Source organism: Streptomyces marokkonensis (assembly GCF_039539045.1).
Lineage (GTDB): Bacteria > Actinomycetota > Actinomycetes > Streptomycetales > Streptomycetaceae > Streptomyces > Streptomyces marokkonensis.
The window spans coordinates 1-24,595 of the sequence record NZ_BAABCQ010000004.1 but is presented as its reverse complement, the minus strand read 5'-3'; the positions used below and the strand labels follow the sequence as shown (position 1 = coordinate 24,595).

The following is a 24,595-nucleotide window of genomic DNA, read 5'->3' as shown; positions in this document are numbered from 1 at the left end:
CGCGCCCTCCCGGCGCGCACTCTCCCGCCCGTGTCCGCCGCCGCACCTCCCCACCCGGCTCCCCACCCGGCTTCCCACCCAGCTCCCCACCCAGCTTCCCACCCAGGTCCCCGTCCGCTCACCCTCTGGAGTACCTCCATGCCCGAGACCACCCATGTCTACGACTACGTCGTCATCGGCGGCGGCACCGCGGGATCGGTGATCGCCTCCCGCCTCACCGAGAACCCGGACGTCACCGTCGCGGTCATCGAGGGCGGGCCCAGCGACGTCGGCCGCGACGACGTGCTGACCCTGCGCCGTTGGATGGGCCTGCTCGGCGGGGAGCTGGACTACGACTACCCGACCACCGAACAGCCACGCGGCAACTCGCACATCCGGCACAGCCGCGCCCGGGTGCTCGGCGGCTGCTCCTCCCACAACACGCTCATCGCCTTCAAGCCGCTGCCGTCCGACTGGGACGAGTGGGAGGCGGCCGGCGCCAAGGGCTGGGGCGCGGTGCCGATGGAGGCGTACTACGCGCGCCTCAAGAACAACATCGTCCCGGTCGACGAGAAGGACCGGAACGCCATCGCCCGCGACTTCGTCGACTCCGCGCAGAAGGCCCTGGAGGTGCCCCTCGTCGAGGGCTTCAACAAGAAGCCGTTCACCGAGGGCGTCGGCTTCTTCGACCTCGCCTACCACCCCGAGGACAACAAGAGGTCGTCGGCGTCGGTGGCGTACCTGCACCCGGTGATGGACGAGCGCCCCAACCTCACGATCATGCTGGAGACCTGGGCGTACAAGCTCCAGCTCGACGGCACCCGCGCCGAGGGCGTCCACGTCCGCACCAGGGACGGCGAGGAGATCCTCGTCCGGGCGCGGAACGAGGTCGTACTCTGCGCCGGTGCGGTCGACTCGCCCCGCCTGCTGCTGCACTCGGGCATCGGCCCCCGCGAGGACCTCGAGGCGCTCGGCATACCCGTGGCGCTCGACCTGCCCGGTGTGGGCGAGAACCTGCTCGACCACCCCGAGTCGGTGATCGTGTGGGAGACCAACGGGCCCATCCCGGACAACTCCGCGATGGACTCCGACGCCGGTCTGTTCGTGCGCCGCGACCCCGAACACCCGGGCCCCGACCTGATGTTCCACTTCTATCAGATCCCGTTCACGGACAACCCGGAGCGCCTCGGCTACGAACGCCCGGAGTTCGGCGTCTCCATGACCCCGAACATCCCCAAGCCGAAGTCCCGTGGCCGGCTCTACCTGACCAGCGCCGACCCCTCCGTGAAGCCCGCCCTGGACTTCCGCTACTTCACCGACGAGGACGACCACGACGGCCGCACCCTCGTCGACGGCATCCGCATCGCCCGCGAGGTCGCCAGGACCGAGCCGCTGGCCGGCTGGCTCAAGCGCGAGGTCAGCCCCGGCCCGGACGTCACCGGCGACGAGGAGCTGAGCGAGTACGCCCGCAAGGTCGCCCACACCGTCTACCACCCGGCGGGCACCTGCAGGATGGGCGCCGCCACCGACGAGCAGGCCGTCGTCGACCCCGAGCTGCGCGTCCGCGGCCTGACGGGCCTCCGCGTCGCCGACGCCTCCGTCTTCCCGACCATGCCCGCCGTGAACCCGATGATCGGTGTGCTCATGGTCGGCGAGCGCGCCGTCGAGCTGATCGGCGGTGACGCCCGATGAGCGCCACCACCAACGCCAGTACGCCGCCGGGTACCGACGGCGGCGACGAGTCCACCGCTCCCGTCTTCTCCGTGGACGGCCTGTGGAAGGTCTTCGGCCCGAAGGCCGCCCGGATCCCCGCCGACCCCGAGCTGAGTGCCCTGGGCCCGGCCGAGCTGCGCTCGCGCACCGGCTGCACGGCCGCCGTGGCGGACGTCTCCTTCGACGTCCACAAGGGCGAGGTCTTCGTCGTCATGGGCCTGTCCGGCTCCGGCAAGTCCACCCTCGTACGCTGCCTGACCCGGCTGATCGAGCCGACGGCCGGGTCCATCGCCATCGACGGCGAGGACGTCCGCGCGATGGACAGGTCCCGGCTGCGTGAACTGCGCCGCCACCGTGCCGCGATGGTCTTCCAGCACTTCGGCCTGCTTCCGCACCGCAGTGTCCTGGACAACGTGGCGTACGGCCTGGAGGTCCAGGGCATGGGCCGCGCCGAGCGCCGCGAGCGCGCCGCCGCCATCGTCGCCAAGGTAGGCCTGGAGGGCCTGGAGCACCGACGCCCCGGCCAGCTCTCCGGCGGCCAGCGCCAGCGCGTCGGCCTCGCCCGCGCCCTCGCCGTCGACCCCGAGGTGCTGCTCTTCGACGAGCCGTTCAGCGCGCTCGACCCGCTGATCCGGCGCGACATGCAGGAGGAGGTCGTCCGGCTGCACCGCGAGGAGGGCCGCACGATGGTCTTCATCACCCACGACCTCCAGGAAGCCCTCAAGCTCGGCGACCGCATCGCCCTGATGCGCGACGGCCGCGTGGTCCAGCTCGGCACCCCGGAGGAGATCGTCGGCTCGCCCGCCGACGACTACGTCCGCGAGTTCGTCCGCGACGTGCCCCGCGAGCAGGTCCTCACCGTCCGTACGGCCATGCGCCCGGCCTCCTCGGCCGACGAGGCCGGCACCGGCCCCGCGCTCCGGCCCGACGCCACGGTGTCGGAGGCCATCGAGGCCGTCGCCCGGGCAGGCACCCCGGCCCGTGTGATGGACGACGGCCGCTGCCTGGGCGTGGTCGACGCGGATGCCCTGCTGGAGGTGGTGGCCGGTGTGGCCGCGCCCGGCCGTGCGGCCGGGGCGGCACGGGAGGGCGCAGGGGCGGCACCGGAGGAGCGCCGCGAGCCGACCACCCCGCTCCCCGCCACCAGCGGGGAGCCGGTCTAGTGACAACGATCACCGCACCGGCCCGGAAGTCCGCCCCGTCAGGCATCCTCACCAACCCGGCCGCCCGCAAGCTCCTGGTACTGGCCCTCGCGGCAGCCGTCCTCGTCCCCCTCGCCGTATCCCAGTGGGGCGGCACCACCTGGCCGGCCGCCCTCACCGTCGACGTCTCCGAGCCGCTCGGCAGGGCCAGCGACTGGATCATCGACAACCGCGACAGCCACCCGCTGTTCCTCTACTTCTTCGGCCACGTCAGCAACGTCGTCGTCATCGCCGTACGCGCCGTGTACCTCACCCTCCTCGCCGTCGGCTGGGCCGGGGTCACCGCGATCGGCGCCCTGATCGCCTGGCGCGTGGCCGGCGTGCGGTCGGCCCTCGGCACCGCGGCCGCGTTCCTGGCCTGCGGTCTGCTCGGCATGTGGGTGCCGACCATGCAGACCCTCGCGCTGATGGTCGTCTCCGTCCTCGCGTCGGTCCTCGTCGGTGCCCTGCTGGGCCTGGCCGCGGGTCTCTCCGACCGGATGGACCGCGTCCTGCGCCCGGTGCTCGACACCATGCAGGTGCTGCCCGCCTTCGCCTACCTCCTCCCCGTGGTCCTGGTCTTCGGCATCGGCGTCCCCGCGGCCGTCCTGGCCACCGTCGTCTACGCCGCCCCGCCCATGGCCCGGCTCACCGCCCTCGGCCTGCGCGGCGCCGACAAGGAGGTGCTGGAGGCCGTCGAGTCGCTCGGCACCACCGCCCGCCAGCGGCTGCTGACCGCCCGCATCCCGCTGGCCCGCAAGGAACTGCTCCTCGGCGTCAACCAGACGATCATGATGGCGCTCTCCATGGCCGTCATCGCCTCCGTCATCGGCGCCGGCGGCCTCGGTGACCGCGTCTACCAGGCGCTCGCCTCGGTCGACGTGGGCGCGGCGCTCGCGGCCGGCATCCCGATCGTGCTGCTCGCCGTCGTCCTGGACCGCGTGACCGGCGCGGCGGGGGAGCGGCTCGGCGAGACCGGGAAGTCGCCGCTGACCTGGCTGTACGCCCTGGCCGCCGCCGCGGCCGTCGCGGTCGCCGGACGGATCGCCGGGTTCCTCGACTGGCCCGACGCGTGGGAGGTGAACATCGCCGAACCCGTCAACCGGGCCGTCGACTGGATGACCGCCCACCTCTACTCCGGCGTCCCCGTCGTCGGCGGCACCGCCGACTGGGCCGCCCACTTCACCAGCGGCGTTCTCAACCCGCTGAGGGACGGCCTGCAGTGGCTGCCCTGGTGGTCCGTACTCCTCGTCGTCGCCGCCCTGGCCTGGCTGATCGGCACCTGGCGCACCGCGCTCACCGCCGTCCTCGCCATGGCCGCGATCGGCGTGCTCGGCGTGTGGAAGCCGTCCCTGGACACGCTTTCGCAGGTCCTCGCCGCCGTCGCCGTGACGCTGGTCATCGGCTTCGCCGCGGGCATCGCCGCCGCCCGCAGCGACCGCTTCGAGCGCGCGCTGCGGCCCGTCCTGGACGTGTTCCAGACGATGCCGCAGTTCGTGTACCTGATCCCGGTCGTCGCCCTCTTCGGCGTGGGCCGCGCCCCGGCCGTGGCCGCCGCGGTCGTCTACGCCCTCCCGGCCGTGGTCCGCATCACCGCCCAGGGGCTGCGCCAGGTCGACCCGGCCGCCATGGAGTCGGCCCGCTCGCTCGGCGCCACCAGCGGGCAGCAACTGCGGCAGGTCCAGCTTCCGCTGGCCCGCCGGTCCCTGCTGCTCGCCGTCAACCAGGGCGTCGTCCTCGTCCTCGCCGTCGTCATCATCGGCGGCCTGGTGGGCGGTGGCGCGCTCGGCTACCAGGTCGTCTTCGGCCTGGCCCAGGGCGACCTGGCGACCGGCCTGGTGGCCGGCGCGGCGATCGTCTGCCTCGGCCTGATGCTCGACCGGGTCACCCAGCCGACCGAACGCCGTCCGAGGAAGGGAGCCTGACATGCGGATGCGTACGACCTCCGCGCTCGCGGGCGTGGCCGCGCTGACGCTGCTGACCGGCTGCGGTGCCGCCGACATGACCAAGCAGGCGTCCCCGTACGCGGGCGCCCAGGGTGCCAGGACGGTGACCCTCTCCGTGCAGTCCTGGGTCGGCGCACAGGCCAACGTGGCCGTCGCCCAGTACCTGCTGGAGCACGAGCTCGGGTACCGCGTCGACACCGTCCAGGTCGACGAGGTCCCCGCCTGGGACGCGCTCAGCCAGGGCCGAGTCGACGCCATCCTCGAGGACTGGGGCCATCCCGAGCAGGAGCAGCGCTACGTCGAGGACAAGAAGACCATCACCCCCGGAGGCGACCTCGGCGTCACCGGGCACATCGGCTGGTTCGTCCCGACGTACTTCGCGAAGAAGCACCCGGACGTGACGGACTGGAAGAACCTGAACAAGTACGCCGAACTGCTGCGCACCGCGGAGAGCGGCGACAAGGGCCAGCTGATGGACGGCTCCCCGTCCTACGTCACCAACGACAAGGCGCTGGTGGAGAACCTCGACCTGGACTACAAGGTCGTCTTCGCCGGCTCCGAGGCCGCCCAGATCACCCAGATGCAGCAGTTCGCCAAGGAGAAGAAGCCCTTCCTGAGCTACTGGTACACCCCCCAGTGGCTCTTCGAGAAGGTGCCGATGACCGAGGTGAAGCTGCCGCCGTACGAGGAGGGCTGCGACGCCGACCCGGCGAAGGTCGACTGCGCCTACCCGGTCACCGAACTGCAGAAGTACCTCAACGCCGACTTCGCGGAGAACGGCGGCGAGGCCGCGGAGTTCCTCAAGGACTTCAAGTGGACGACCGAGGACCAGAACCAGGTCTCTCTCATGATCGCCGAGCAGAAGATGCGGCCCGAGGAGGCGGCGGAGAAGTGGGTGGACAGCCACGAGTCCGTCTGGAAGAAGTGGCTGCCCTGACCCTCACTTCACGAGTCCGGCCGCGATCTCCCGCAGCGCACCCGCCGCACGCCGCTGGAGTCCCGGCCCGAACGTGACGCGGGTGGCCCCGAGTCCGCCGAGTTCGGCGGGCGAGGGGCCTTCCCCGGGCAGCGCGCCCACGTTGACCGGCCCCTGGATCCCGGCCCGCAGCAGCGGCAGTACACCGGCCGGGGCGAAGATCGGGTACACGCAGTCGGCGCCGGCGGCGACGTACAGCGCGGCCCGCCCGATCGCCGCCTCCGGGTCGTCGACGCCCCTGACGAACGTGTCGACCCGGGCGTTGACGAAGAGTCGGTCCCCGGCCGCCGCCCGGACCTCGGCCAGCCACTCGGCGTGCTCGTGCGGGTCCTTGAGCACCCCGTCGACGGAGTCCTCCAGGTTGCAGCCCACTACGCCGGCCTCCAGCAGCCGCTCCACCAGTTCCTTCGGCGCCAGCCCGTACCCGTCCTCGACGTCCGCCGACACGGGTACGTCCACGGCCCGCGCGATCCGCGCGACGGCCGCGAACATCTCGTCGGCCGGGGTCGCCCCGTCCTCGTACCCCAGCGACGCCGCCACGCCCGCGCTGGGCGTCGCGAGCGCAGGGAACCCGGCCTCGGCGAGGACGCGGGCGCTCGCCGCGTCCCAGGGGCCGGGCAGCACGAGGGGGTCGCCCGGGGCGCGGCCGTGGTGAAGGGCGCGGAAGCGGTCCGCCCCGCTCACCGTCACGCGTGCTGCCCCGGGGTGTAGTGGCCCGGCGTCAGCCGGCACGTCACGCCGAACCGGTTCCAGGCGTTGATCACCGTGATCGCGGCGATCAGCTGGGCCAGCTCGGCCTCGTCGAAGTACTTCGCGGCCTTCCCGTACACCTCGTCCGGCACGAAACCGTCCGTCAGGACGGTGACCGCCTCGGTCAGCTCGATCGCCGCGAGCTCCTTCTCCGTGTAGAAGTGCCGTGACTCCTCCCAGGCGGCCAGCTGCACGATCCGCTCCACGCTCTCACCGGCCGCGAGGGCGTCCTTGGTGTGCATGTCCAGGCAGAAGGCGCAGTGGTTGAGCTGGGAGGCACGGATCTTCACCAGCTCACTCAGCTTCGGGTCCAGCCCCTGGTTGGCCGCCTTCTCCAGTCGGAGCATCGCCTTCCAGACCTCGGGTGCGTGCTTGGCCCACTCCAGCCGGGGGGCCTCTTCGGGGGCGAAGGCGTCGGGAGCCGCGGTGGTGTTCTCGTTCGTCGTCATGCTTCGAGACTAGAAGCGAGGCAGCCCACGGGTATGGTCCATTTCCATGGGGAAATCATGGGCCACTTCCGGCGTCGACCTGCACCTGGACCGTTCCGGCCCCGGACTGCGCCGCGGCCTCACCGACGCCCTGCGCGAGGCCGTCCGCGGCGGCCGGCTGGCTCCCGGCACCCGGCTGCCCTCCTCACGCTCGCTCGCCGCCGACCTGGGCGTGGCGCGCAACACGGTGGCCGAGGTCTACGCCGACCTGGTCGCCGAGGGCTGGCTCGCCGCCCGTCAGGGATCCGGCACCCGAGTGGCCGACCGCACGCCCGCCACGCCCGACCGCACGCCCGCCACGCCCGGCCGCGCACCCGCCACCCCCGACCGTACGCCCGCCACCCCCGGCACCCACGACCACGCACCCGCCACCCCCGACCGCATCCCCGGCAGCCACGTCCACCACCCGGCATCACCCCGCCCGGCATCACCCCGCCCGGCACCGCACCGGCGTGAGCCGGGCCGGCCGGCCTACGACCTCGTCCCCGGGACGCCGGAACTCGCCTCGTTCCCCCGGGCCCAGTGGCTGCGGGCGGCCCGCCGCGCCCTGACCGCCGCCCCCGACCGGGCCCTCGGCTACGGCGACCCCCGCGGCCGCGTCGAACTGCGCACCGCGCTCGCCGGTTACCTCTCCCGCGCCCGCGGTGTGCACGCCGACCCGGACAGGATCGTCGTCTGCGCCGGCTTCCTCGGCGGCCTCGGCGTCCTCGCCGAACTGTTGCGGCACCGGGGAGCGCGCTCCGTGGCGGTCGAGTCCTACGGCCTTCCCCACCACCGCCGGCTGCTCGCGCGCGCGGGCTGCGACACGCCGCCACTGCCGTTCGACGATCGGGGCACCCTCCCCCTCGCCGACCCGGCCGCCGCCCGGGCCGCCCTGCTGACGCCCTCCCACCAGTTCCCGCTGGGCCTCCCGCTGCTCCCCGAGCGCCGGACCGCGCTGATCGACTGGGCGCGCCGCACCGGCGGGCTGGTCCTGGAGGACGACTACGACGGCGAACTCCGCTACGACCGCCAGCCCGTCGGAGCCCTCCAGGGCCTGGACCCCGACCGCGTCGTCTATCTGGGCACCGCCAGCAAGTCCCTCGCCCCCGCGCTGCGCCTGGGCTGGCTGGTGCTGCCGCCCTCGCTCGTCGAGGACGCCATGGACTGCATGGCGGGCCGCACCCCGGGCGCGCTCGACCAGCTGACCCTCGCGGAGTTCCTCGGCTCCGGCGACTACGACCGGCACGTCAGAGCCGCCCGGCTGCGCTACCGACGCCGCCGCGACTCCCTGGTCGCCGCCCTCGCCGAGCGCGCCCCCGAGGTGCGCGTCACCGGCATCGCCGCCGGACTGCACGCCGTCCTCCGACTGCCCCCCGGCACCGAGCAGCAGGTCGTCCGGGCCGCCGCCTGGAACGGCCTCGCGGTTCACGGCCTGTCCACGTTCCGGCACCCGGACGCCGCCGTCGCCCCGCTGGACGCCCTCGTCGTCGGTTACGGCACCCCGCCCGAGCACGCCTGGGCAGGGGCCCTGGACGCGCTCTGCCGGGCGCTGCCGTAGAGTCCCCCGGCGGCGGTCGTACACTCGATCGGTCCAACCATCGGCCCAACCATCGGCCCAACTGACGTACAGAAGCGCGGACAACGGGGGAGACGGACATGGCAGAGACCCGGCGACGGCTGCGGTCGAGCACCGTGGTGCTCGGCGGCATGGGAGTGCTCGCGGCGACCCTGAGCGCCTGCGGCTCGGACCCCGACCGGCGCTGCGTGGACCGCGACAGCTACGACTACATCTACGGCTACAAGGTCGTCGCCGACAAGAACTGCAAGTCGGGCTCGTCCGGCGGCTCGTACGGCAAGGGCGGCAAGAAGTCCGGCTCCAAGGTGGGCGACGCCGACTGGTACTACGACGGCGACGTCAGCAACGGCTGGGCCGACTCCGGCACCTTCAGCCGCGAAGAGGCCGTCGACCGCGGCGGATTCGGCTGCTCCGGCTCCGGCAGCGGCGGCGGCTGAGCCCGGTCATGGAACGCCGCACCACCGATCCCCGCCCCGGCTGGCAGCAGACCGTGGAGGAGCAGGGCTGCATCTACCCCCTGACCCGCTACCCCGACGACTCCCTGCGCCCCTACTGGGACGAGAGCGCCTACTACGTCTTCTCCCTCCCGGAGGTCGAGGCGCTGGAAGAGGTCGTCGAGGAGCTCCACCGCATGTGCCTGGCGGCGGCCGAGCACATCGTCACCGCCGGCCGCTTCGCCGACCTCGGCATCACCGACCCGCGCGTGGTCCGGGCGGTCACCGAGGCCTGGCGGCGCCGCGCCGAACTCCCCTCCGTCTACGCCCGCTTCGACCTGCGCTACGACGGGACGGGGCCCGCCAAGCTCCTGGAGTACAACGCGGACACCCCGACCTCCCTCGTCGAGGCGGCGTCCCCGCAGTGGTTCTGGATGGAGGAGTGCTTCCCCGGCGCCGACCAGTGGAACAGCCTCCACGAGCGCCTCGTCGACGCCTGGAAGAAGCAGGCAGCCCTCCTTCCGCCCGGCAGCCCGCTGTACTTCGCGCACTCCACGGACGACGAGCTCGGCGAGGACCTCATGACGGTCGCCTACCTCAAGGAGACCGCCGAGCAGGCCGGCCTGGAGACCGACTGGATGCCCGTGGAGGAGATCGGCTGGGACCGCCTGTCCGGCCGCTTCGTCGACAACAGGCTCCGTTTCATCCGCAGCATCTTCAAGCTGTACCCCTGGGAGTGGCTCACCACCGACCGCTTCGCCGACCACGTCCTGGACACCCTCGACAACGGCGGCGGCACCGGAACCACCCTGTGGATCGAGCCCGCCTGGAAGATGCTGCTCAGCAACAAGGCCCTGCTGGCGATCCTCTGGGAGCTGTACCCCGGCCACCCCAATCTCCTCCCGGCCTACCTCGACGGCCCGAGGGAGCTGGCCGGCACGGCGGGCTACGTCGCCAAGCCCCTGCTGGGCCGCGAGGGCGCGGGCGTCACGCTCCACGAGCCCGGCGCCGCCCCCGTCGTACGGGACGAGCCCTGCTGCTACCAGGAACTGGCCCCCCTGCCCGACTTCGACGGCAACCGCGTCGTCCTGGGCGCCTGGGTGGTGGAGAACGAGTCGGCGGGCCTGGGCATCAGGGAGTCGTCGGGCCTGGTGACGGACGAGTACGCCCGCTTCCTGCCCCACGTGATCCTGTGAGGAGACCCGACCCGACCCGACCCGACCGGCGCTCCCGCATCGCGGACACCCACGGCGCCCGCCGGACGCACCCGGTACGCTGACCGCGGGCCGTGACTGGCGCGCTAGGGATGGGACGAACCATCGGGAAGCGGCCCCCGGACCCGCACCGCCGGGACCGGCACTGTGCCGTGCGCCTGGGCCGTACCGTGAACGCCGAACGCCACGTCCCGGAGGTCCCGATGCCCGCCGAGCAGCCCCTCTCCACCGAGTCCACCGCCTACCGCGCCGCCCTCGACGTGATCCGCGCCGTCGAGCCGCGCGTCGCCGACGCCATCGGCCAGGAGGTCGCCGACCAGCGCGAGATGCTCAAGCTGATCGCCTCCGAGAACTACGCCTCCCCGGCCACCCTCCTGGCGATGGGCAACTGGTTCAGCGACAAGTACGCCGAGGGCACCATCGGCCGCCGCTTCTACGCCGGCTGCCGCAACGTCGACACCGTCGAGTCGCTGGCCGCCGAGCACGCCCGCGAGCTCTTCGGCGCCCGGCACGCCTACGTCCAGCCGCACTCCGGCATCGACGCCAACCTCGTCGCCTTCTGGGCCGTCCTCGGCGCCCGCGTCGAGGTGCCCTTCCTGGAGAAGACCGGCGTCCGCCAGGTCAACGACCTGACCGACGCCGACTGGGCCGAGCTGCGCCAGGCCTTCGGCAACCAGCGCATGCTCGGCATGTCCCTGGACGCCGGCGGCCACCTCACCCACGGCTTCCGCCCGAACATCTCCGGCAAGATGTTCGACCAGCGCTCCTACGGCACCGACCCGGCCACCGGCCTGATCGACTACGAGGCCCTGCGCGCCTCCGCCCGCGAGTTCAAGCCGCTGATCATCGTCGCCGGCTACTCCGCGTACCCCCGCCTGGTGAACTTCCGGATCATGCGCGAGATCGCCGACGAGGTCGGCGCGACCCTCATGGTCGACATGGCGCACTTCGCCGGCCTGGTCGCCGGCAAGGTGCTGACCGGCGACTTCGACCCGGTCCCGCACGCCCAGATCGTGACGACGACCACCCACAAGTCCCTGCGCGGCCCGCGCGGCGGCATGGTCCTGTGCGACGACTCCCTCAAGGACCAGGTCGACCGCGGTTGCCCGATGGTCCTCGGCGGCCCGCTCCCGCACGTCATGGCCGCCAAGGCCGTCGCCCTCGCCGAGGCCCGGCAGCCCGCGTTCCAGGACTACGCGCGGCGCATCGTCGACAACGCCCGCGCGCTCGCCGAAGGCCTGACCAAGCGCGGCGCCACCCTGGTGACCGGCGGCACGGACAACCACCTCAACCTGATCGACGTGGCGTCCTCCTACGGCCTCACCGGCCGCCAGGCCGAGGCCGCGCTCCTCGACTCCGGCATCGTCACCAACCGCAACGCCATCCCCGCCGACCCGAACGGCGCCTGGTACACCTCCGGCATCCGCGTCGGCACCCCGGCGCTCACCACCCGCGGCCTGGGCACGGCGGAGATGGACGAGGTCGCGGGCCTGATCGACCGGGTCCTGACCACCACCGAGGCCGGCACCACCAAGTCGGGCGCCCCCTCGAAGGCGGCGCACGTCCTGGACGCGAAGACCGCGGACGAGATCTCGCACCGCGCGACGGACCTGGTGGCGGGCTTCCCGCTCTACCCGGAGATCGACCTCGGCTGAGGTCGCCTACCAGGGGAACGAGCCTGTGGCGGAACCTGAGACAATGGCGCGTATGGCCTCTGAACGTCCCCGCGTGCTCTCCGGTATCCAGCCGACCTCAGGCTCGTTCCACCTCGGCAACTACCTCGGTGCCGTCCGCCAGTGGGTCGACATGCAGAACACCCACGACGCGTTCTACATGGTCGTCGACCTGCACGCGATCACGGTCCCGCAGGACCCGAAGCAGCTCCGCGAGAACACCCGCGTCGCCGTGGCCCAACTCCTCGCGGCCGGACTCGACCCGGACCGGTGCACGCTGTTCGTCCAGAGCCACGTCCCCGAGCACGCCCAGCTCGGCTGGCTGATGAACTGCATCACCGGCTTCGGCGAGGCGTCCCGGATGACCCAGTTCAAGGACAAGTCCGCCAAGCAGGGCAGCGACCGCACCACCGTCGGCCTGTTCACGTACCCGATGCTGATGGTCGCCGACATCCTGCTCTACCAGGCCGACCAGGTCCCCGTCGGCGAGGACCAGCGCCAGCACCTGGAGCTGACCCGCGACCTCGCCGACCGCTTCAACCAGTCCTACGGCGACACCTTCACCGTCCCGAGCGCGTACATCCTCAAGGAGACGGCGAAGATCTACGACCTGCAGGAACCGACCGCCAAGATGAGCAAGTCGGCGGCCACCCCCAAGGGCCTGATCAACCTGCTCGACGAGCCGAAGGCCACGGCCAAGAAGGTGAAGAGCGCGGTCACCGACACCGACACCGTGATCCGCTTCGACCGCGAGCACAAGCCCGGCGTCAGCAACCTGCTGTCGATCTACTCCACCCTCACCGGCGCGACGATCCCGGAGCTGGAGCAGAAGTACGAGGGCAAGGGCTACGGCGCGCTGAAGACGGACCTCGCCGAGGTCGTCGTGGAGTTCGTCACGCCGTTCCGGGAGCGCACCCAGCAGTACCTGGACGATTCGGAGACCCTCGACGCGATCCTGGCCAAGGGAGCGGAGAAGGCGCGTGCCGTCGCCGCGGAGACCCTCGCCCGGGCGTACGACGGGTTGGGATTCCTGGCCGCCAAGCACTGAGCGGCGGCACCACCCGGAGCAGCCGCGGCACCGACCGGAGCAATGCCCGGAGCAGCGCCCGACCAGCGTCCGGCCACGGCCCGAACGCCACCCCGCGCTGATCCCGGCACCCCCAGTGCGCCCCGGCACGCCGCCGTAGCGCTGCACATCACTCCGGTTGCGCCTGCCCCGGGCCCGGTCGTGGCCTTACAGTCGATATCCGGGTGTCCGACACAGCGACACACGACGAGTGACACGTGACGACAGGAGACGACGTGGGGACCGTAACGATCGGCGTGTCGATCGCGGTCCCGGAGCCTCACGGCAGCAAGCTCCAGCAGCTGCGCGCGGGCTTCGGTGACGCCGCTGCTCACGGCATCCCCACGCATGTCACCCTGTTGCCGCCGACCGAGGTCGACGGCGCCGCGCTGCACGCGATCGAGGCGCACCTGGCGGAGGTGGCGGCGCGCGGCCGGCCCTTCCCGATGCGGCTGTCCGGCACCGGGACCTTCCGGCCGCTGTCGCCCGTGGTCTTCGTCCAGGTGGTCGAGGGCGCCGCGGCCTGCTCCTGGCTGCAGAAGCGCGTCCGTGACACCTCCGGGCCGGTCCCCCGCGAACTGCAGTTCCCGTACCACCCGCACGTCACCGTGGCGCACGGTATCGAGGAAGCGGCGATGGACCGCGCCTACGAGGAGCTGTCCGACTACGAGGCCCAGTGGCCCTGCACCGGCTTCGCGCTCTACGAGCAGGGCGCCGACGGGGTGTGGCGCAAGCTGCGCGAGTTCCCCTTCGGCAGCACCACGGTGCCCCCGCAGGCGGGCCGCGTGGAGAGCGGCTCCCTGCCGGTCCGCCAGCCCCTGCCCGGGGCCTCGGACGGTCTTGAGCCTCGGACGGCCTCAGGCCTCGGACGGCCTTGAGCCCCGGACGGGCTCACACCGGCAGCCGACGGAACACCGCCCGCGGCAGATGCCGCAGCGCCGACATCACCACGCGCAGCGCACCGGGCACCCACACGGTCTCCGAGCGGCGCCGCAGCCCCACCTCGATGGCCGTGGCGACCGCCTCCGGCGTCGTGGCGAGCGGCGCCTCCTCCAGCCCGGCGGTCATCCGCGACCGCACGAACCCGGGGCGTACGACCATGACGTGCACGCCGGTGCCGTGCAGCGCGTCGCCGAGGCCCTGCGCGAAGGCGTCCAGGCCGGCCTTGCTGGAACCGTAGATGAAGTTGGCGCGGCGGGCCCGCTCCCCGGCCACCGAGGAGAGCACCACCAGGGAGCCATGGCCCTGCGCCTGGAGCGCGCGGGCGCTGACCAGGCCGGCCGAGACCGCGCCGGTGTAGTTGGTCTGCGCGACCCGCACGGCGTTCAGCGGCTCGCGCTCGTCGTGCGCCTGGTCGCCCAGGACACCGAAGGCCAGCAGCACCAGGTCGATGTCGCCCTCGGCGAATACCTTGCCGAGGGCCGCCTCGTGGGACTCGGTCTCGAGCGCGTCGAAGACGACGGTGCGCACCTCGGCGCCGAGACCGCGCAGTTGCTCGGCGGCCCCGTCCAGGGCGGGGGAGGGGCGACCGGCCAGCCACACGGTGCGGGTGCGGCGGGCGACCAGACGGCGCGCGGTGGCGAGCGCGATCTCGGACGTACCGCCGAGGACGAGAAGGGACTGGGGGATGCCGAAGGCGTCCTTCACGACAGCTCCTGGAGTTTGTGGAGAGGGGCCTGGAGGCGGCCTGGAGGGGCCTGGAGGGGCCTGGAGGGGTCCTGAAGGGGCTCCTAGAGGCCGAGGCGCCGGGACAGGTCCGAGACGAACACCCCGCGCGGGTCCAGCTCCGCGCGCAGCGCGCGGAAGTCGTCCAGACGCGGGTACATCGAGGCGAGCAGCTCCGGCCGCAGCCGGGAGTCCTTGGCGAGGTAGACCCGGCCGCCGGCCGCCACCACCTCCTCGTCGAGGCCGTCGAGGAAGGAGCCGAGGCCCGGCAGGCCCGCCGGGATGTCCAGGGCGAGGGTCCAGCCGGGCACCGGGAAGGAGAGCCAGCCCGGGTCGCCGTCCCCGAACCGCTTGAGGACGGCGAGGAAGGACGGGCAGCGGTGCTCGGCGATGCGCCGCACGATCCGGCGCAGGGCGTCCTCCCGGCCGTGCCCGACGACGAACTGGTACTGCACGAAGCCGCCGCGGCCGTAGATCCGGTTCCAGTGCGGGACCCCGTCCAGGGGGTGGAAGAAGGTGGAGATCCGCTGGAGCTGCCCGGTACGCCCGCGGGGGGCCCTGCGGTACCAGAACTCGTTGAACAGGCCCACCGTCGTCCGGCTGAGCAGCCCGTCCGGGACGAGGTCGGGGGCGGCCGGGAGACGCGAGGTGCGGAACGTCAGCGGGGCCCGCCGCACGCGGGAACGGGCGGGCAGCGCGTCCAGCGGGGCGTGGTCGCCCCGGGTGAGCACCGCGCGGCCGGTCGCGGCACCGCGCGCGAGGAGGTCGATCCAGGCGACCGAGTAGCGGTAGCGGTGGTCGCCGTCCGTCAGGCGTGCCATCAGGTCGTCCAGGTCGGCGGCGCGCTCGGTGTCGACCGACATCAGCGCGGTCTCGACCGGCTGGAGCCGTACGGTCGCGGTGAGGATCACACCGGTCAGGCCCATGCCGCCGGCGGTCGCGTCGAACAGCGGCGTGCCCCGGTCCACGGTGCGGACCCGGCCGTCGGCGGTGAGCAGCTCGAAAGAGAGCACGTGCCGGGCGAAGGAGCCCGACACGTGGTGGTTCTTGCCGTGGATGTCCGCGCCGATCGCCCCGCCGACCGTCACGTAGCGGGTGCCTGGCGTCACCGGCACGAACCAGCCGAGCGGCAGCAGCACCTCCATCAGCCGGTGCAGGGAGACCCCCGCGTCGCAGAGCACGGTGCCGCCGGCGACGTCGATGGCGTGGACGCGGTCCAGGGCCGTCATGTCGAGCACGTCGCCCCCCGCGTTCTGCGCGGCGTCCCCGTACGCCCGTCCCAGGCCCCTGGGGATACCACCGCGGGCTCCGCAGCGCCGGACGGCGACGGCGGCCTCCTCGTACGTCCGCGGGCGGACCAGCCGGGCGGCGGTGGGCGCGGTGCGGCCCCAGCCCGTGACAGGACCCCACTCGGCGTCGGACCCCCGTCCGGCGTCGGCATCCCACTCGGCGTCGGCATCCCACTCGGCGTCGGCATCCCACTCGGCGTCGGAACCCCGCCCGGCGTCCGGATCCCACTGGGCGTCGGGGACCCAGTCGCCGCCGGAGCCCGAGTCGGCGTCGGAGCCCGAGTCGGCATCGGGAACGGTGTCGGCAGACATGCCGGTGACCGTATCGTCACTATGCGAACGATTGGTTCCAGAACATTCTGCCCGTCCCTGAAACGGGTGATTAATGGTATGTCGCTCGATCATGTCGGACTTCCGGAGCCGTTGGCGTGAACAGTGAGTCCACATGGACGACCTCGACGACATGGACCACCGGATCGTGACGGCACTCAGAGCCTGCGGCACGGACCCGCGCGTGGCCGGTGCCGCGCGTGCCCTGTCCTGGGCCGGGGAGCACGGAGCGGTGTGGCTCGCGGCGGGCCTCGCCTCGGCCGCCGTGGACGGCACGCGGCGCGCGGCATGGCTGCGCGGCACCGCGCTCACCGCGGGCGCGCACGTCGTCAGCATGGGCCTGAAGCGCGTCGTGCGTCGCCCGCGCCCGGCGCACGTCGTGCCTCTGGTGCGCACCGCCGGCCGGCACTCCTTCCCCAGCTCCCACGCCACCTCGGCCGCGGCGGCCGCCGTCGTCTTCGGCGCGCTCGGCGTCCGCGCGGCCTGGCCGCTCGCCGTCGCGGTGTGTGCCTCTCGGCTGGTCACCGGCGTCCACTACCCCTCCGACGTCGCCGCGGGCGCGGCCCTGGGCGCGCTCACGGCCCGGCTCGGCGCCGACTGGATGCGCGGAGGCATTCGTGACTGACACGGCCGTCCTGCGGCAACGCGCCACCCCCGAACGGCGGCGGGAGCCCGCACCGCCCCGCGGGAAAGCACTCCTGGCCGGCCTGCTCCGGACCGCGCGCCCCCGCCAGTGGGTCAAGAACGTCCTGGTCGTCGCGGCCCCGGCCGCCGCCGGTGAGCTGTTCTCCCGGCACACGCTGACCCGGCTGGCCCTGGTCTTCGTCCTGTTCACCGCCTGCGCCGCCGCCGTCTACCTCGTCAACGACGCCCGCGACGCCGAGGCCGACCGTGCCCACCCGGTCAAACGGCACCGCCCGGTCGCCGCCGGACAGGTCCCGGTGCCGGCCGCGTACGCCGTCGGCGGCGCCCTGGGCGTCCTCGCGCCCCTCGTCGCGGCCTGGCTGTGCCCGCCGCCCGTCGCGGCCCTGCTGACCGCCTACCTCGCGATGCAACTGGCGTACTGCGTCAGCCTCAAGCACGTCCTGGTCGTCGACCTCGCCGTCGTCACCACCGGCTTCCTGATGCGGGCGATGATCGGCGGACTCGCGCTCGGCATCCCCCTGTCGCGCTGGTTCCTCATCACGACCGGCTTCGGCGCGCTCTTCATGGTCGCCGCCAAGCGCTACTCCGAAGCCGTCCAGATGGCCGAAAAGGACGGTGCCACGCGCGCGTTGCTCACCGAGTACACCACCGGCTACCTCCGCTTCGTCTGGCAGCTCGCGGCCGGCGTCGCCGTCCTCGCCTACTGCATGTGGGCCATGGAGGAGGGCGGCGTCCCGCACACCAGCGTGCTGCCCTGGCGCCAGCTGTCCATGGTCGCCTTCGTCCTCGCCGTCCTGCGCTACGCCGTGTTCGCCGACCGCGGTACCGCCGGCGAACCCGAGGACGTCGTCCTGCGCGACCGGGCGCTCGCGCTGATCGGCGTGGCGTGGGTGGCGATGTACGGCCTGGCGGTGGCCAATTGGTAGCCGGACGGCGCGAACTGCTCGGCTTCGCCGCCGTCGGCCTGCTCGCCTACGCCGTCGACCTCGGCCTCTTCACCTGGCTGCGCGGCCCGGCCGGTCTCGGCCCGCTCACCGCCAAGGCCCTCTCCTTCGTCGCCGGCTGCTCCGTGGCCTACACGGGCAACGCGCTGGGCACCTACCGGCACGCCCGGCCGCGGGGCCTGCGCCCGTACGCCGTGTTCTTCGCGGTCAACGCCGCCGGAGCCGCCGTACAGCTGCTGTGCCTGGCCGTCAGCCACTACGGCCTCGGACTCACCTCGCAGCGCGCCGACACGGTCTCCGGCGCGGGAGTCGGCATGCTCCTGGCCACGGTCCTGCGTTTCTGGGGCACAAGAACACTGGTCTTCCGCACCGGCACAGGAACCGGTGACACGACGGGATCATGGACCGGGGCGAGTGGGGGCAGGGTCGGATCATGGACTGGCTGAAGAAGCTCCCCGTGGTGGGCCCGTGGGTGGCGCGGGGGGCGGCCACGCACGCGTGGCGCTCGTACGAGCGGCTGGACCGGGTGAAGTGGAGCCGGCTGGCCGCCGCCATGACCTTCACCAGCTTCGTCGCCCTCTTCCCGCTGCTCAGTCTGGCCGCCGCCGTCGCCGCCGCCACGCTCAGCGAGGACCAGCAGGGCAGGCTCCAGGACACGGTCGCCGAGCAGATTCCCGGCATCGCCGACAAGCTGAACATCCAGGGCCTGATCGACAACGCCGGCACCGTCGGCCTCATCGCCGGCGCCCTGCTGCTCTTCACCGGCATCGGCTGGGTCGACGCCACCCGGGGCTGCCTGCGCGCCGTCTGGGAGCTGCCCGACGAGGAGGAGAACCCGGTGGTGCACCGGGCCAAGGACGCGGGCGTCCTGATCGGTCTCGGCGGCGCGCTCCTGGTCACCGTCGGCATCTCCACCGTCGCCTCGGCCATGGTCGGCTGGATCATCCGACAGCTGGGCATCGCCGAGGGCGGCTTCGGCGGGGTGCTGCTCCACGTCGCCGCGTTCGTCGTCGCCGTGCTCGCCGACTTCCTCCTGCTGCTGTACGTCCTGACCCTGCTTCCCGGCGTCCAGCCCCCGCGCCGCCGCCTGGTGGTGGCCGCGCTGACCGGCGCGATCGGCTTCGAGCTGCTGAAACTGCTGCTGAGCGGCTACATGCAGGGCGTCGCCGCCAAGAGCATGTACGGGGCCTTCGGAGTCCCCGTCGCCCTGCTGCTGTGGATCAACTTCACCTCGAAGCTGGTGCTGTTCTGCGCCGCCTGGACGGCGACGGGGAGCAAAGAGGAGGAGCTGACGGAGACGGACGGAGCGGACGTCACGGGCGCGTCCGGCGACGGACCAGGTCCGGCAGCGGCCACTTCCGGTTGACCAGGAACGCACCGCCCGCGAGCAGGACCAGCAGCCCGGCGGTGATGCCGGCCGCGACGCCCACGCCGCTGGAGCCGTTCGCGGCAGGGGCCCCCGCCACCGGCTTCGCGCCCGCCGCGCCCTTCCCGGTGCCACCGGCCTCCCCGGAGGCGCTCGGACCGGGTCGCGGGCTCGCCTGAGCGGCGCTCCTCGGCGGCACCAGCTCACCCACCGGCTCCACCTTGCCGGCCGCCTGGAAACCCCAGTCGAAGAGGCGGGCGGTCTCCTTGTAGACCTCGTTGCTCTCGTCCTTCTTCGGGTTCATGACCGTGACGAGCAGCACTTTGCCGCCCTGCTCGGCGACGCCCGTGAAGGTGTTGCCCGCGTTGGTGGTGTAGCCGTTCTTCACGCCCGCGATACCCGGATAGACGTCCACGCCCGATCCGCCGGCGAGCAGCCGGTTGGTGTTCTGGATCTCGAAGTCCTCGCGGGACGTCTTGCCCTTCTTGTCCTTCTTCGTCTCGCCCGGGAACTTCGCGCGGACCGTCGAGGCGTACTCGCGGAAGTCCTTCTTCTGCAGTCCCGAGCGGGCGAAGAGCGTCAGGTCGTACGCGGAGGAGACCTGCCCCGGCGCGTCGTAACCGTCGGGGCTGACCACGGTCGTGTCGAGGGCCTGGAGTTCCTCGGCGTGCTCGTTCATGTCCTCCACGGTCCTGTCGACACCGCCGTTCATCGCGGACAGCACGTGCACCGCGTCGTTGCCGGAACGCAGGAAGACGCCGAGCCACAGGTCGTGGACGGTGTAGGTCTCCTCCTCCTTGATCCCGACCATGCTGGAGCCGGCGCCGATGCCCGCGAGGTCCGAGGAGGCGACCTTGTGCTCGGTCGTCTTCGGCCACTTCGGCAGCAGCGTGTCGGCGAACAGCATCTTCAGCGTGCTCGCCGGGGCCAGCCGCCAGTGCGCGTTGTGCGCGGCGAGCACGTCGCCGGACTCGGCGTCGGCCACGATCCACGAACGGGCGGTGAGGTCCTTCGGCAGCACGGGAGCCCCGCCCGCCAGGTCCACCTGCGTCCCGGGCTTCCCGAGCCGCGCGCCGCCCACGGCCGACATCGACGCGGGCGGAGTCACCGACGGACTGGCCGACGGACTGGCCGAGGTACCGGGCGTAGTACTGGCCGACGGGTTCGCCGTCGGGCTCGGGGCGGCGAGCGCGGTGGGCGAGAGGAGCGCGAGAGCGGACAGCGCGGCGGAGGCGACCAGCAGGGATCGCATGACGGCCTTCTGGGGTGCGGGCACGAGCGAGAACGTACCCCCCGGGAGCGGGCCGCTCCCACCCCCCTCCCCACCCCGGGCACGGATCCGGACACGGGGCGGCGATACTGAAGGCATGAAGCTCAGCCGCCCCGTCTCCTGGTTCCTGCTCGCTTTCGGGGTGTGGAGCTGGATCATCTGGATCACTTTCGTCAAAAATCTGATCAAGGACAGCAGCGGGCTCGCCTTCGAGGACGGCGACCCCACGGCGTACTTCTGGGTGCACCTGCTGCTCGCCGTCGTCTCCTTCGTATTGGGGACGGTCGTCGGGGGCATCGGGTTGCGTTCGGTGCGCGTACTGCGCCGAAGGTCATAGACGTCAAGGACGTCACAACCGAGGGGATACGACGGCATGGTGGTCGTCTTCGCGCTTGTCGCGGTGGCAGTGGTGAGCGTGCTCGTGGCGGCCAACTGGTACGTGTGGCGGCGCCTGTTCCGCGACACGACCCGGGGCCCCGGGCCCGCGCGTCGTATCGGCGCGGTGGTGATCGCCGGGGGCTGGTTGCTGGCCGTCGGCACGATGGTCGCCGGGCGCGCGGGCGCGCCCTTCTGGCTCGAGCGGGTCCTGGCCTGGCCGGGCTACCTGTGGCTGGCCCTGTCCCTCTACCTGCTGCTGGCGCTGCTCGTGGGCGAGGCCGTCCGCCCGCTGCTGCGGCGGTTCCTGGAGCGGCGGGCGGCCGGGCGGCGGGCGGCCGCGGAGCCGGAGCCGACGCCGCAGCCGCTGAGCGCTCCGGCCGTCGACACGGAGCGCATACCGGCCGGAACGGCCCCGCCCAGGACAGCCGAGGAGTCCGGAACGGGCGAGGAGCCTGAGACAGCGGGGAAGGCCGAGGTACCTGGGGCTGAGGCATCTGCAGCACCTGGAGCACCTGAAGCACCTGATGCGCCGGCCCCCGGCGCGACCGACGACGGCATGTCCGAGCGCCTCGCCCTCCCCTCCCGCCGCCTCTTCGTCTCCCGCGTCGTCGCCGGTGCCGCCGCCGCGGCGGCCGTCGGGACGGTCGGCTACGGGACGTACGGCGTGCTGAACGGCCCGACGGTGAAGCGGGTCACCCTGCCGCTGGCCAAGCTCCCGCGCGCGGCGCACGGCTTCCGTATCGCCGTGGTCAGCGACATCCACCTCGGCCCGGTGCTCGGCCGGAGCTTCGCGCAGACGGTCGTCGACACGATCAACTCCACGCAGCCCGACCTCATCGCCGTGGTCGGCGACCTGGTGGACGGCAGTGTGAAGGACCTCGGCCCGGCGGCGGCCCCGCTCGCGCAGCTGAAGGCCCGGCACGGCGCGTACTTCGTCACCGGCAACCACGAGTACTTCTCCGGCGCCGAGCAGTGGGTCGACGAGGTACGGCGGCTCGGCCTGATCCCGCTGGAGAACGCCCGTACCGAGCTGCCCCACTTCGACCTCGCCGGCGTCAACGACGTGGCGGGCGAGGACGAGGGCCAGGGCCCCGACTACGCCAAGGCCCTCGGCGACCGGGACCGGACGCGTGCGTGCGTGCTCCTCGCCCACCAGCCGGTGCAGATCCACGACGCCGTCGACCACGGCGTGGACCTCCAGCTCTCCGGCCACACCCACGGCGGCCAGCTCTGGCCCGGCAGCCTCCTCGCCGGCCTCGCCAACCCCACCGTCGCGGGCCTGGAGCGCTACGGCGACACCCAGCTGTACGTCAGCCGCGGCGCGGGCGCCTGGGGCCCGCCCACGCGCGTGGGAGCGGAATCGGACGTCACGGTGATCGAACTCGCCTCGCCGAAGGCCTAAGACCTGCCCCGCGGCCCCTCCTCGGGGACGACGGCGTCCCCAGGTGGGTCCTCGGGAACGTCCTCGGGGGGCGCCGTCCGCTTCGCCGGGTCCGGGAGCGCCCTGGTCATCCCGGGCAGGAAGTCCGTGAACAGTTCGTGCACTTCGCGCACCAGCGGGCGCAGTACCCGGAAGCGGGCCAGCGCGACGCCCCGCGCGGTGAGCCGGGCGCCGCGTTCGGCGAGGCGGTAGCTGCGCTCGCGCCCCTCCGTCCGGTCGAAGATCCAGTACAGGACGAGGCCCATCTGGGAGAGCCACATCAACTCCGGCAGGATGTCGCGCAGTTCCGCGGGCACCTTGGTCTTCGCCCCGGCGAGCACCTGCCGGTGGACGCCGATGGCCTCCACGCGCGCGTGCTCCGACTCCGGGGAGAAGGGGCTGAGCGGGCTGTCCGGGTCGGCCGCGTTCTTGAAGAACTGCACCGCGAACTCGTGGTACGGGGTCGCGATGTCCAGCCAGACCTTCAGCACGCCCGCCAACCGTGCCTCCAGGTCGGTCTCCCGGGCCAGGACCTCCCGGACCGCCGCCTGGTGCTCGGCGGCGATCCGGTCGTAGAAGCCCTGGATCAGGTGCTCCTTGCCGGCGAAGTAGTAGTACGCGTTGCCGACGGAGACCCCGGCCTCCTGGGCGATGGCCCGCATGGTCGTCCGGTCGTAACCGCGTTCCTGGAAGAGCCGCATGGCCGTCTCCAGGATCAGCGCGCGGGTCTGCTCGGACTTGCTGAGGGGGGCTCCGTCGCCGGGGCCGTCGTTCTTCGCAGGCACGGGAGTGAGCCTAACGACTGGCACAGGCGCCGTCGTCGCAGCCCGGTCCGGTGTACAGCCATCCGACGCCGGGGTCGTACACCCATCCGTCGGCCCTGCGGTAGGCCCGGCCGCCGAACTGCCCGCCCCGCCACTTGGCGGCGGCCAGGACGGCGCCCCGGGCCAGCGCGGCCCCGGTGGGCGTGCTGAGCCGGTGGGCGAGCGGACGGTGCTCCCGCAGCGCCCACAGGACGACGACCCAGGCGGCGGCGCCCCGGTAGACCTGGCCGGCGTCGCCCACGGCGGTGACCTCGTCGAGGGTGGTGGCGTGGTCGAGGCCGGGGAAGCGCCGCCGCGCCTCGTCGGACCCGGCCGGGACCAGCTCCAGCGGCACCAGCCGCCGCTGCCGCAGCAGCCAGTCCCGTACGTGGGCGCACAGGGGGCACTCGGCGTCGTAGAGGACGGTCAGCCCGCGCACCGGGGCGGCGGCCGCCCCGGGAACGCGCGCCGTCGCCGGCGTCCGTGGCATCGGTTCAGGCCCCGGCCGTCGGGGCGGCCCAGCCCTGCGGCGGGACCGGCGGGATCTGCTCCCGCTCCATCATCCCGCGCCGCCGGATCCGGTTGAGGACGTACACGTTGCCCAGGTGCATCACGCCGAGCACCAGGAGCACCACGCCCAGCTTGGTCGAGAGCGCCTCGAAGATCTGGCGGGTGTCGGCGATGGTCTCGTCACCGCTCAGGTAGAGGGCGACGAAGCCGAGGTTGACGAGGTAGAAGCCGACCACCAGGAGGTGGTTGACGGCGTCGGCGAGCTTCTCGTTGCCGTGCAGGACGTCGGCTAGGAAGACCCGGCCGTTGCGGCTGAGCGTGCGGGCCACCCAGATGGTCAGACCGATGCTGACCAGCAGGTAGATGACGTAGGCGATGACGGTGCGGTCCATGCCCCACCCCTCCTTGAACGCGTTCAAAACGCTGACGGGAGAGACTGTAGACCTGCTTTTGAACGTGTTCAACTCGTGAGGGGGGTGGTCCGCGTCACGGGCGTCGGCCGAGCTCCGGCCGCTTGGAGTAGTCCGTGAGTCCGATGACGTTGCCCCACGGGTCGGCGAACTCGACGGTCCAGCCGGTGGCGACGGGGAAGGATTCGTCGAGCGGCACCACTCCCGCGTCGCGCAGCGCCCGGGCCGCGGTGCGGGCGTCCGGCACCTCCAGCCACACCCGCGCGGACGGCCACATCGGTGGCCGCCGCCCGAATTCCTCCTCCACCCGCAGCAGGATGCCGGGCGTCTCGCCGCCGGCCTTCAGCAGCGCGATCCCGGCCTCGTCGAGCCGGAAGGCGACCGGGAATCCGGCCCGCTCGTAGAAGCCGACGGCCTCGCCGAGGTCCCCGACGGGCAGCAGCACGTTGTCGAACCCGAGCAGTTCGTACGACTCATGATCTGACATGACGTCACATTAGGTGCGTACGGCGCGAAGTGGGGCGGACCCGCGGCGGGGCGGCGACCGGGTCACCCGCCCGGACGGACGGCCGCTCCCGGACCCGGCT

General features: G+C 72.7%; 25 protein-coding genes and 1 riboswitch. Of the genes, 16 read left to right on the top strand and 9 right to left on the bottom strand.

The genetic code is table 11. The features are described 5' to 3' along the window. The first annotated feature begins 138 nt into the window (after nt 1-138). Genes ABEA26_RS01660 through ABEA26_RS01645 form a run of 4 tightly spaced genes read left to right on the top strand, consistent with a single transcriptional unit; the run spans nt 139 to nt 5,756 of the window. Nucleotides 139-1,671 carry a GMC family oxidoreductase gene (locus ABEA26_RS01660; RefSeq protein ID WP_345588442.1) on the top strand — a complete coding sequence of 511 codons (1,533 nt, stop codon included), beginning with the start codon at nt 139-141 and terminating at the stop codon, nt 1,669-1,671. Then, nucleotides 1,668-2,855: a quaternary amine ABC transporter ATP-binding protein gene (locus ABEA26_RS01655; protein WP_345588441.1), complete on the top strand. Its 1,188-nt coding sequence runs from the start codon at nt 1,668-1,670 to the stop codon at nt 2,853-2,855. The genes ABEA26_RS01660 and ABEA26_RS01655 overlap by 4 nt, the downstream gene beginning before the upstream one ends. Next, nucleotides 2,855-4,798 carry an ABC transporter permease gene (locus ABEA26_RS01650; protein WP_345588439.1) on the top strand — a complete coding sequence of 648 codons (1,944 nt, stop codon included), beginning with the start codon at nt 2,855-2,857 and terminating at the stop codon, nt 4,796-4,798. Before ABEA26_RS01655 ends, ABEA26_RS01650 begins: the two co-directional genes overlap by 1 nt. A gap of 1 nt (nt 4,799) precedes the next feature. After that, nucleotides 4,800-5,756 (top strand): ABC transporter substrate-binding protein, encoded by a 957-nt coding sequence (locus ABEA26_RS01645; RefSeq protein ID WP_345588438.1) that lies wholly within the window; start codon nt 4,800-4,802, stop codon nt 5,754-5,756. 3 nt (nt 5,757-5,759) lie between these two features. Here the strand turns inward: ABEA26_RS01645 and ABEA26_RS01640 are convergent, their stop codons facing one another. After that, a complete protein-coding gene (locus ABEA26_RS01640; protein ID WP_345588561.1) occupies nt 5,760-6,479 on the bottom strand; it encodes an isocitrate lyase/PEP mutase family protein in 720 nt (239 codons plus the stop codon). A 2-nt stretch (nt 6,480-6,481) separates the two neighbouring features. Further along, nucleotides 6,482-6,994, bottom strand: a complete 513-nt coding sequence (locus ABEA26_RS01635) for a carboxymuconolactone decarboxylase family protein (protein WP_345588436.1) — start codon at nt 6,992-6,994, stop codon at nt 6,482-6,484. A 46-nt stretch (nt 6,995-7,040) separates the two neighbouring features. On the opposite strand from ABEA26_RS01635, the gene pdxR reads away from it, so the two are divergent. The 6 genes from pdxR to ABEA26_RS01605 all read left to right on the top strand — a co-directional run bounded on the left by pdxR (nt 7,041) and on the right by ABEA26_RS01605 (nt 13,856). Further along, a complete protein-coding gene (pdxR, locus tag ABEA26_RS01630) occupies nt 7,041-8,573 on the top strand; it encodes a MocR-like pyridoxine biosynthesis transcription factor PdxR (protein WP_345588434.1) in 1,533 nt (510 codons plus the stop codon). 98 nt (nt 8,574-8,671) lie between these two features. Further along, nucleotides 8,672-9,028 carry a hypothetical protein gene (locus tag ABEA26_RS01625; protein WP_345588432.1) on the top strand — a complete coding sequence of 119 codons (357 nt, stop codon included), beginning with the start codon at nt 8,672-8,674 and terminating at the stop codon, nt 9,026-9,028. 8 nt (nt 9,029-9,036) lie between these two features. Next, nucleotides 9,037-10,221, top strand: coding sequence for a glutathionylspermidine synthase family protein (locus ABEA26_RS01620; protein WP_345588430.1), 1,185 nt, complete (start codon nt 9,037-9,039; stop codon nt 10,219-10,221). An 82-nt stretch (nt 10,222-10,303) separates the two neighbouring features. Then, nucleotides 10,304-10,410: riboswitch (ZMP/ZTP riboswitch) on the top strand. A 32-nt stretch (nt 10,411-10,442) separates the two neighbouring features. Continuing rightward, complete coding sequence (locus ABEA26_RS01615) at nt 10,443-11,894, top strand: glycine hydroxymethyltransferase (protein WP_345588559.1); 1,452 nt, start codon at nt 10,443-10,445, stop codon at nt 11,892-11,894. Nucleotides 11,895-11,946: 52 nt separating this feature from the next. After that, nucleotides 11,947-12,960, top strand: a complete 1,014-nt coding sequence (gene trpS / locus ABEA26_RS01610; protein WP_345588428.1) for a tryptophan--tRNA ligase — start codon at nt 11,947-11,949, stop codon at nt 12,958-12,960. A 254-nt stretch (nt 12,961-13,214) separates the two neighbouring features. Then, nucleotides 13,215-13,856: a 2'-5' RNA ligase family protein gene (locus ABEA26_RS01605; RefSeq protein WP_345588426.1), complete on the top strand. Its 642-nt coding sequence runs from the start codon at nt 13,215-13,217 to the stop codon at nt 13,854-13,856. 13 nt (nt 13,857-13,869) lie between these two features. Here the strand turns inward: ABEA26_RS01605 and dprE2 are convergent, their stop codons facing one another. Continuing rightward, nucleotides 13,870-14,625, bottom strand: coding sequence for a decaprenylphospho-beta-D-erythro-pentofuranosid-2-ulose 2-reductase (gene dprE2 / locus ABEA26_RS01600; RefSeq protein ID WP_345588425.1), 756 nt, complete (start codon nt 14,623-14,625; stop codon nt 13,870-13,872). A gap of 83 nt (nt 14,626-14,708) precedes the next feature. Beyond that, a complete protein-coding gene (gene dprE1 / locus ABEA26_RS01595) occupies nt 14,709-16,244 on the bottom strand; it encodes a decaprenylphosphoryl-beta-D-ribose oxidase (protein WP_345588424.1) in 1,536 nt (511 codons plus the stop codon). A 133-nt stretch (nt 16,245-16,377) separates the two neighbouring features. On the opposite strand from dprE1, the gene ABEA26_RS01590 reads away from it, so the two are divergent. Genes ABEA26_RS01590 through ABEA26_RS01575 form a run of 4 tightly spaced genes read left to right on the top strand, consistent with a single transcriptional unit; the run spans nt 16,378 to nt 19,217 of the window. Further along, nucleotides 16,378-16,887 carry a phosphatase PAP2 family protein gene (locus tag ABEA26_RS01590; RefSeq protein ID WP_345588422.1) on the top strand — a complete coding sequence of 170 codons (510 nt, stop codon included), beginning with the start codon at nt 16,378-16,380 and terminating at the stop codon, nt 16,885-16,887. Beyond that, the gene (locus tag ABEA26_RS01585; RefSeq protein WP_345588420.1) at nt 16,880-17,833 is read left to right on the top strand and encodes a decaprenyl-phosphate phosphoribosyltransferase; all 954 of its coding nucleotides are present in this window, start codon (nt 16,880-16,882) and stop codon (nt 17,831-17,833) included. Before ABEA26_RS01590 ends, ABEA26_RS01585 begins: the two co-directional genes overlap by 8 nt. After that, the gene (locus ABEA26_RS01580; protein WP_345588418.1) at nt 17,827-18,297 is read left to right on the top strand and encodes a GtrA family protein; all 471 of its coding nucleotides are present in this window, start codon (nt 17,827-17,829) and stop codon (nt 18,295-18,297) included. The genes ABEA26_RS01585 and ABEA26_RS01580 overlap by 7 nt, the downstream gene beginning before the upstream one ends. Further along, the gene (locus ABEA26_RS01575) at nt 18,285-19,217 is read left to right on the top strand and encodes a YihY/virulence factor BrkB family protein (protein WP_345588416.1); all 933 of its coding nucleotides are present in this window, start codon (nt 18,285-18,287) and stop codon (nt 19,215-19,217) included. The genes ABEA26_RS01580 and ABEA26_RS01575 overlap by 13 nt, the downstream gene beginning before the upstream one ends. Here the strand turns inward: ABEA26_RS01575 and ABEA26_RS01570 are convergent. Continuing rightward, on the bottom strand, nt 19,165-20,493 hold the full coding sequence (locus tag ABEA26_RS01570) for a D-alanyl-D-alanine carboxypeptidase family protein (protein WP_345588415.1): 1,329 nt from the start codon (nt 20,491-20,493) through the stop codon (nt 19,165-19,167). The two genes, ABEA26_RS01575 and ABEA26_RS01570, sit on opposite strands and share 53 nt — an antisense overlap. A 91-nt stretch (nt 20,494-20,584) precedes the next feature. Here ABEA26_RS01570 and ABEA26_RS01565 point away from each other — a divergent pair, with 91 nt between their 5' ends. Together ABEA26_RS01565 and ABEA26_RS01560 are read left to right on the top strand one after the other, a co-directional pair. Further along, on the top strand, nt 20,585-20,824 hold the full coding sequence (locus tag ABEA26_RS01565; RefSeq protein WP_345588414.1) for an SCO4848 family membrane protein: 240 nt from the start codon (nt 20,585-20,587) through the stop codon (nt 20,822-20,824). Between the two features lie 36 nt (nt 20,825-20,860). Next, the gene (locus ABEA26_RS01560) at nt 20,861-22,267 is read left to right on the top strand and encodes a metallophosphoesterase (protein ID WP_345588413.1); all 1,407 of its coding nucleotides are present in this window, start codon (nt 20,861-20,863) and stop codon (nt 22,265-22,267) included. Here ABEA26_RS01560 and ABEA26_RS01555 read toward each other — a convergent pair. The 4 genes from ABEA26_RS01555 to ABEA26_RS01540 all read right to left on the bottom strand — a co-directional run bounded on the left by ABEA26_RS01555 (nt 22,264) and on the right by ABEA26_RS01540 (nt 24,495). Next, nucleotides 22,264-23,070 (bottom strand): TetR/AcrR family transcriptional regulator, encoded by an 807-nt coding sequence (locus ABEA26_RS01555; RefSeq protein ID WP_345588411.1) that lies wholly within the window; start codon nt 23,068-23,070, stop codon nt 22,264-22,266. The genes ABEA26_RS01560 and ABEA26_RS01555 overlap by 4 nt on opposite strands. Nucleotides 23,071-23,080: 10 nt before the next feature. Beyond that, nucleotides 23,081-23,578 (bottom strand): thiol-disulfide oxidoreductase DCC family protein, encoded by a 498-nt coding sequence (locus ABEA26_RS01550; RefSeq protein ID WP_345588409.1) that lies wholly within the window; start codon nt 23,576-23,578, stop codon nt 23,081-23,083. A 4-nt stretch (nt 23,579-23,582) separates the two neighbouring features. Continuing rightward, on the bottom strand, nt 23,583-23,990 hold the full coding sequence (locus ABEA26_RS01545; protein WP_345588407.1) for a hypothetical protein: 408 nt from the start codon (nt 23,988-23,990) through the stop codon (nt 23,583-23,585). A 94-nt stretch (nt 23,991-24,084) separates the two neighbouring features. Then, nucleotides 24,085-24,495: a VOC family protein gene (locus ABEA26_RS01540; RefSeq protein ID WP_345588405.1), complete on the bottom strand. Its 411-nt coding sequence runs from the start codon at nt 24,493-24,495 to the stop codon at nt 24,085-24,087. Nucleotides 24,496-24,595 lie beyond the last annotated feature (100 nt).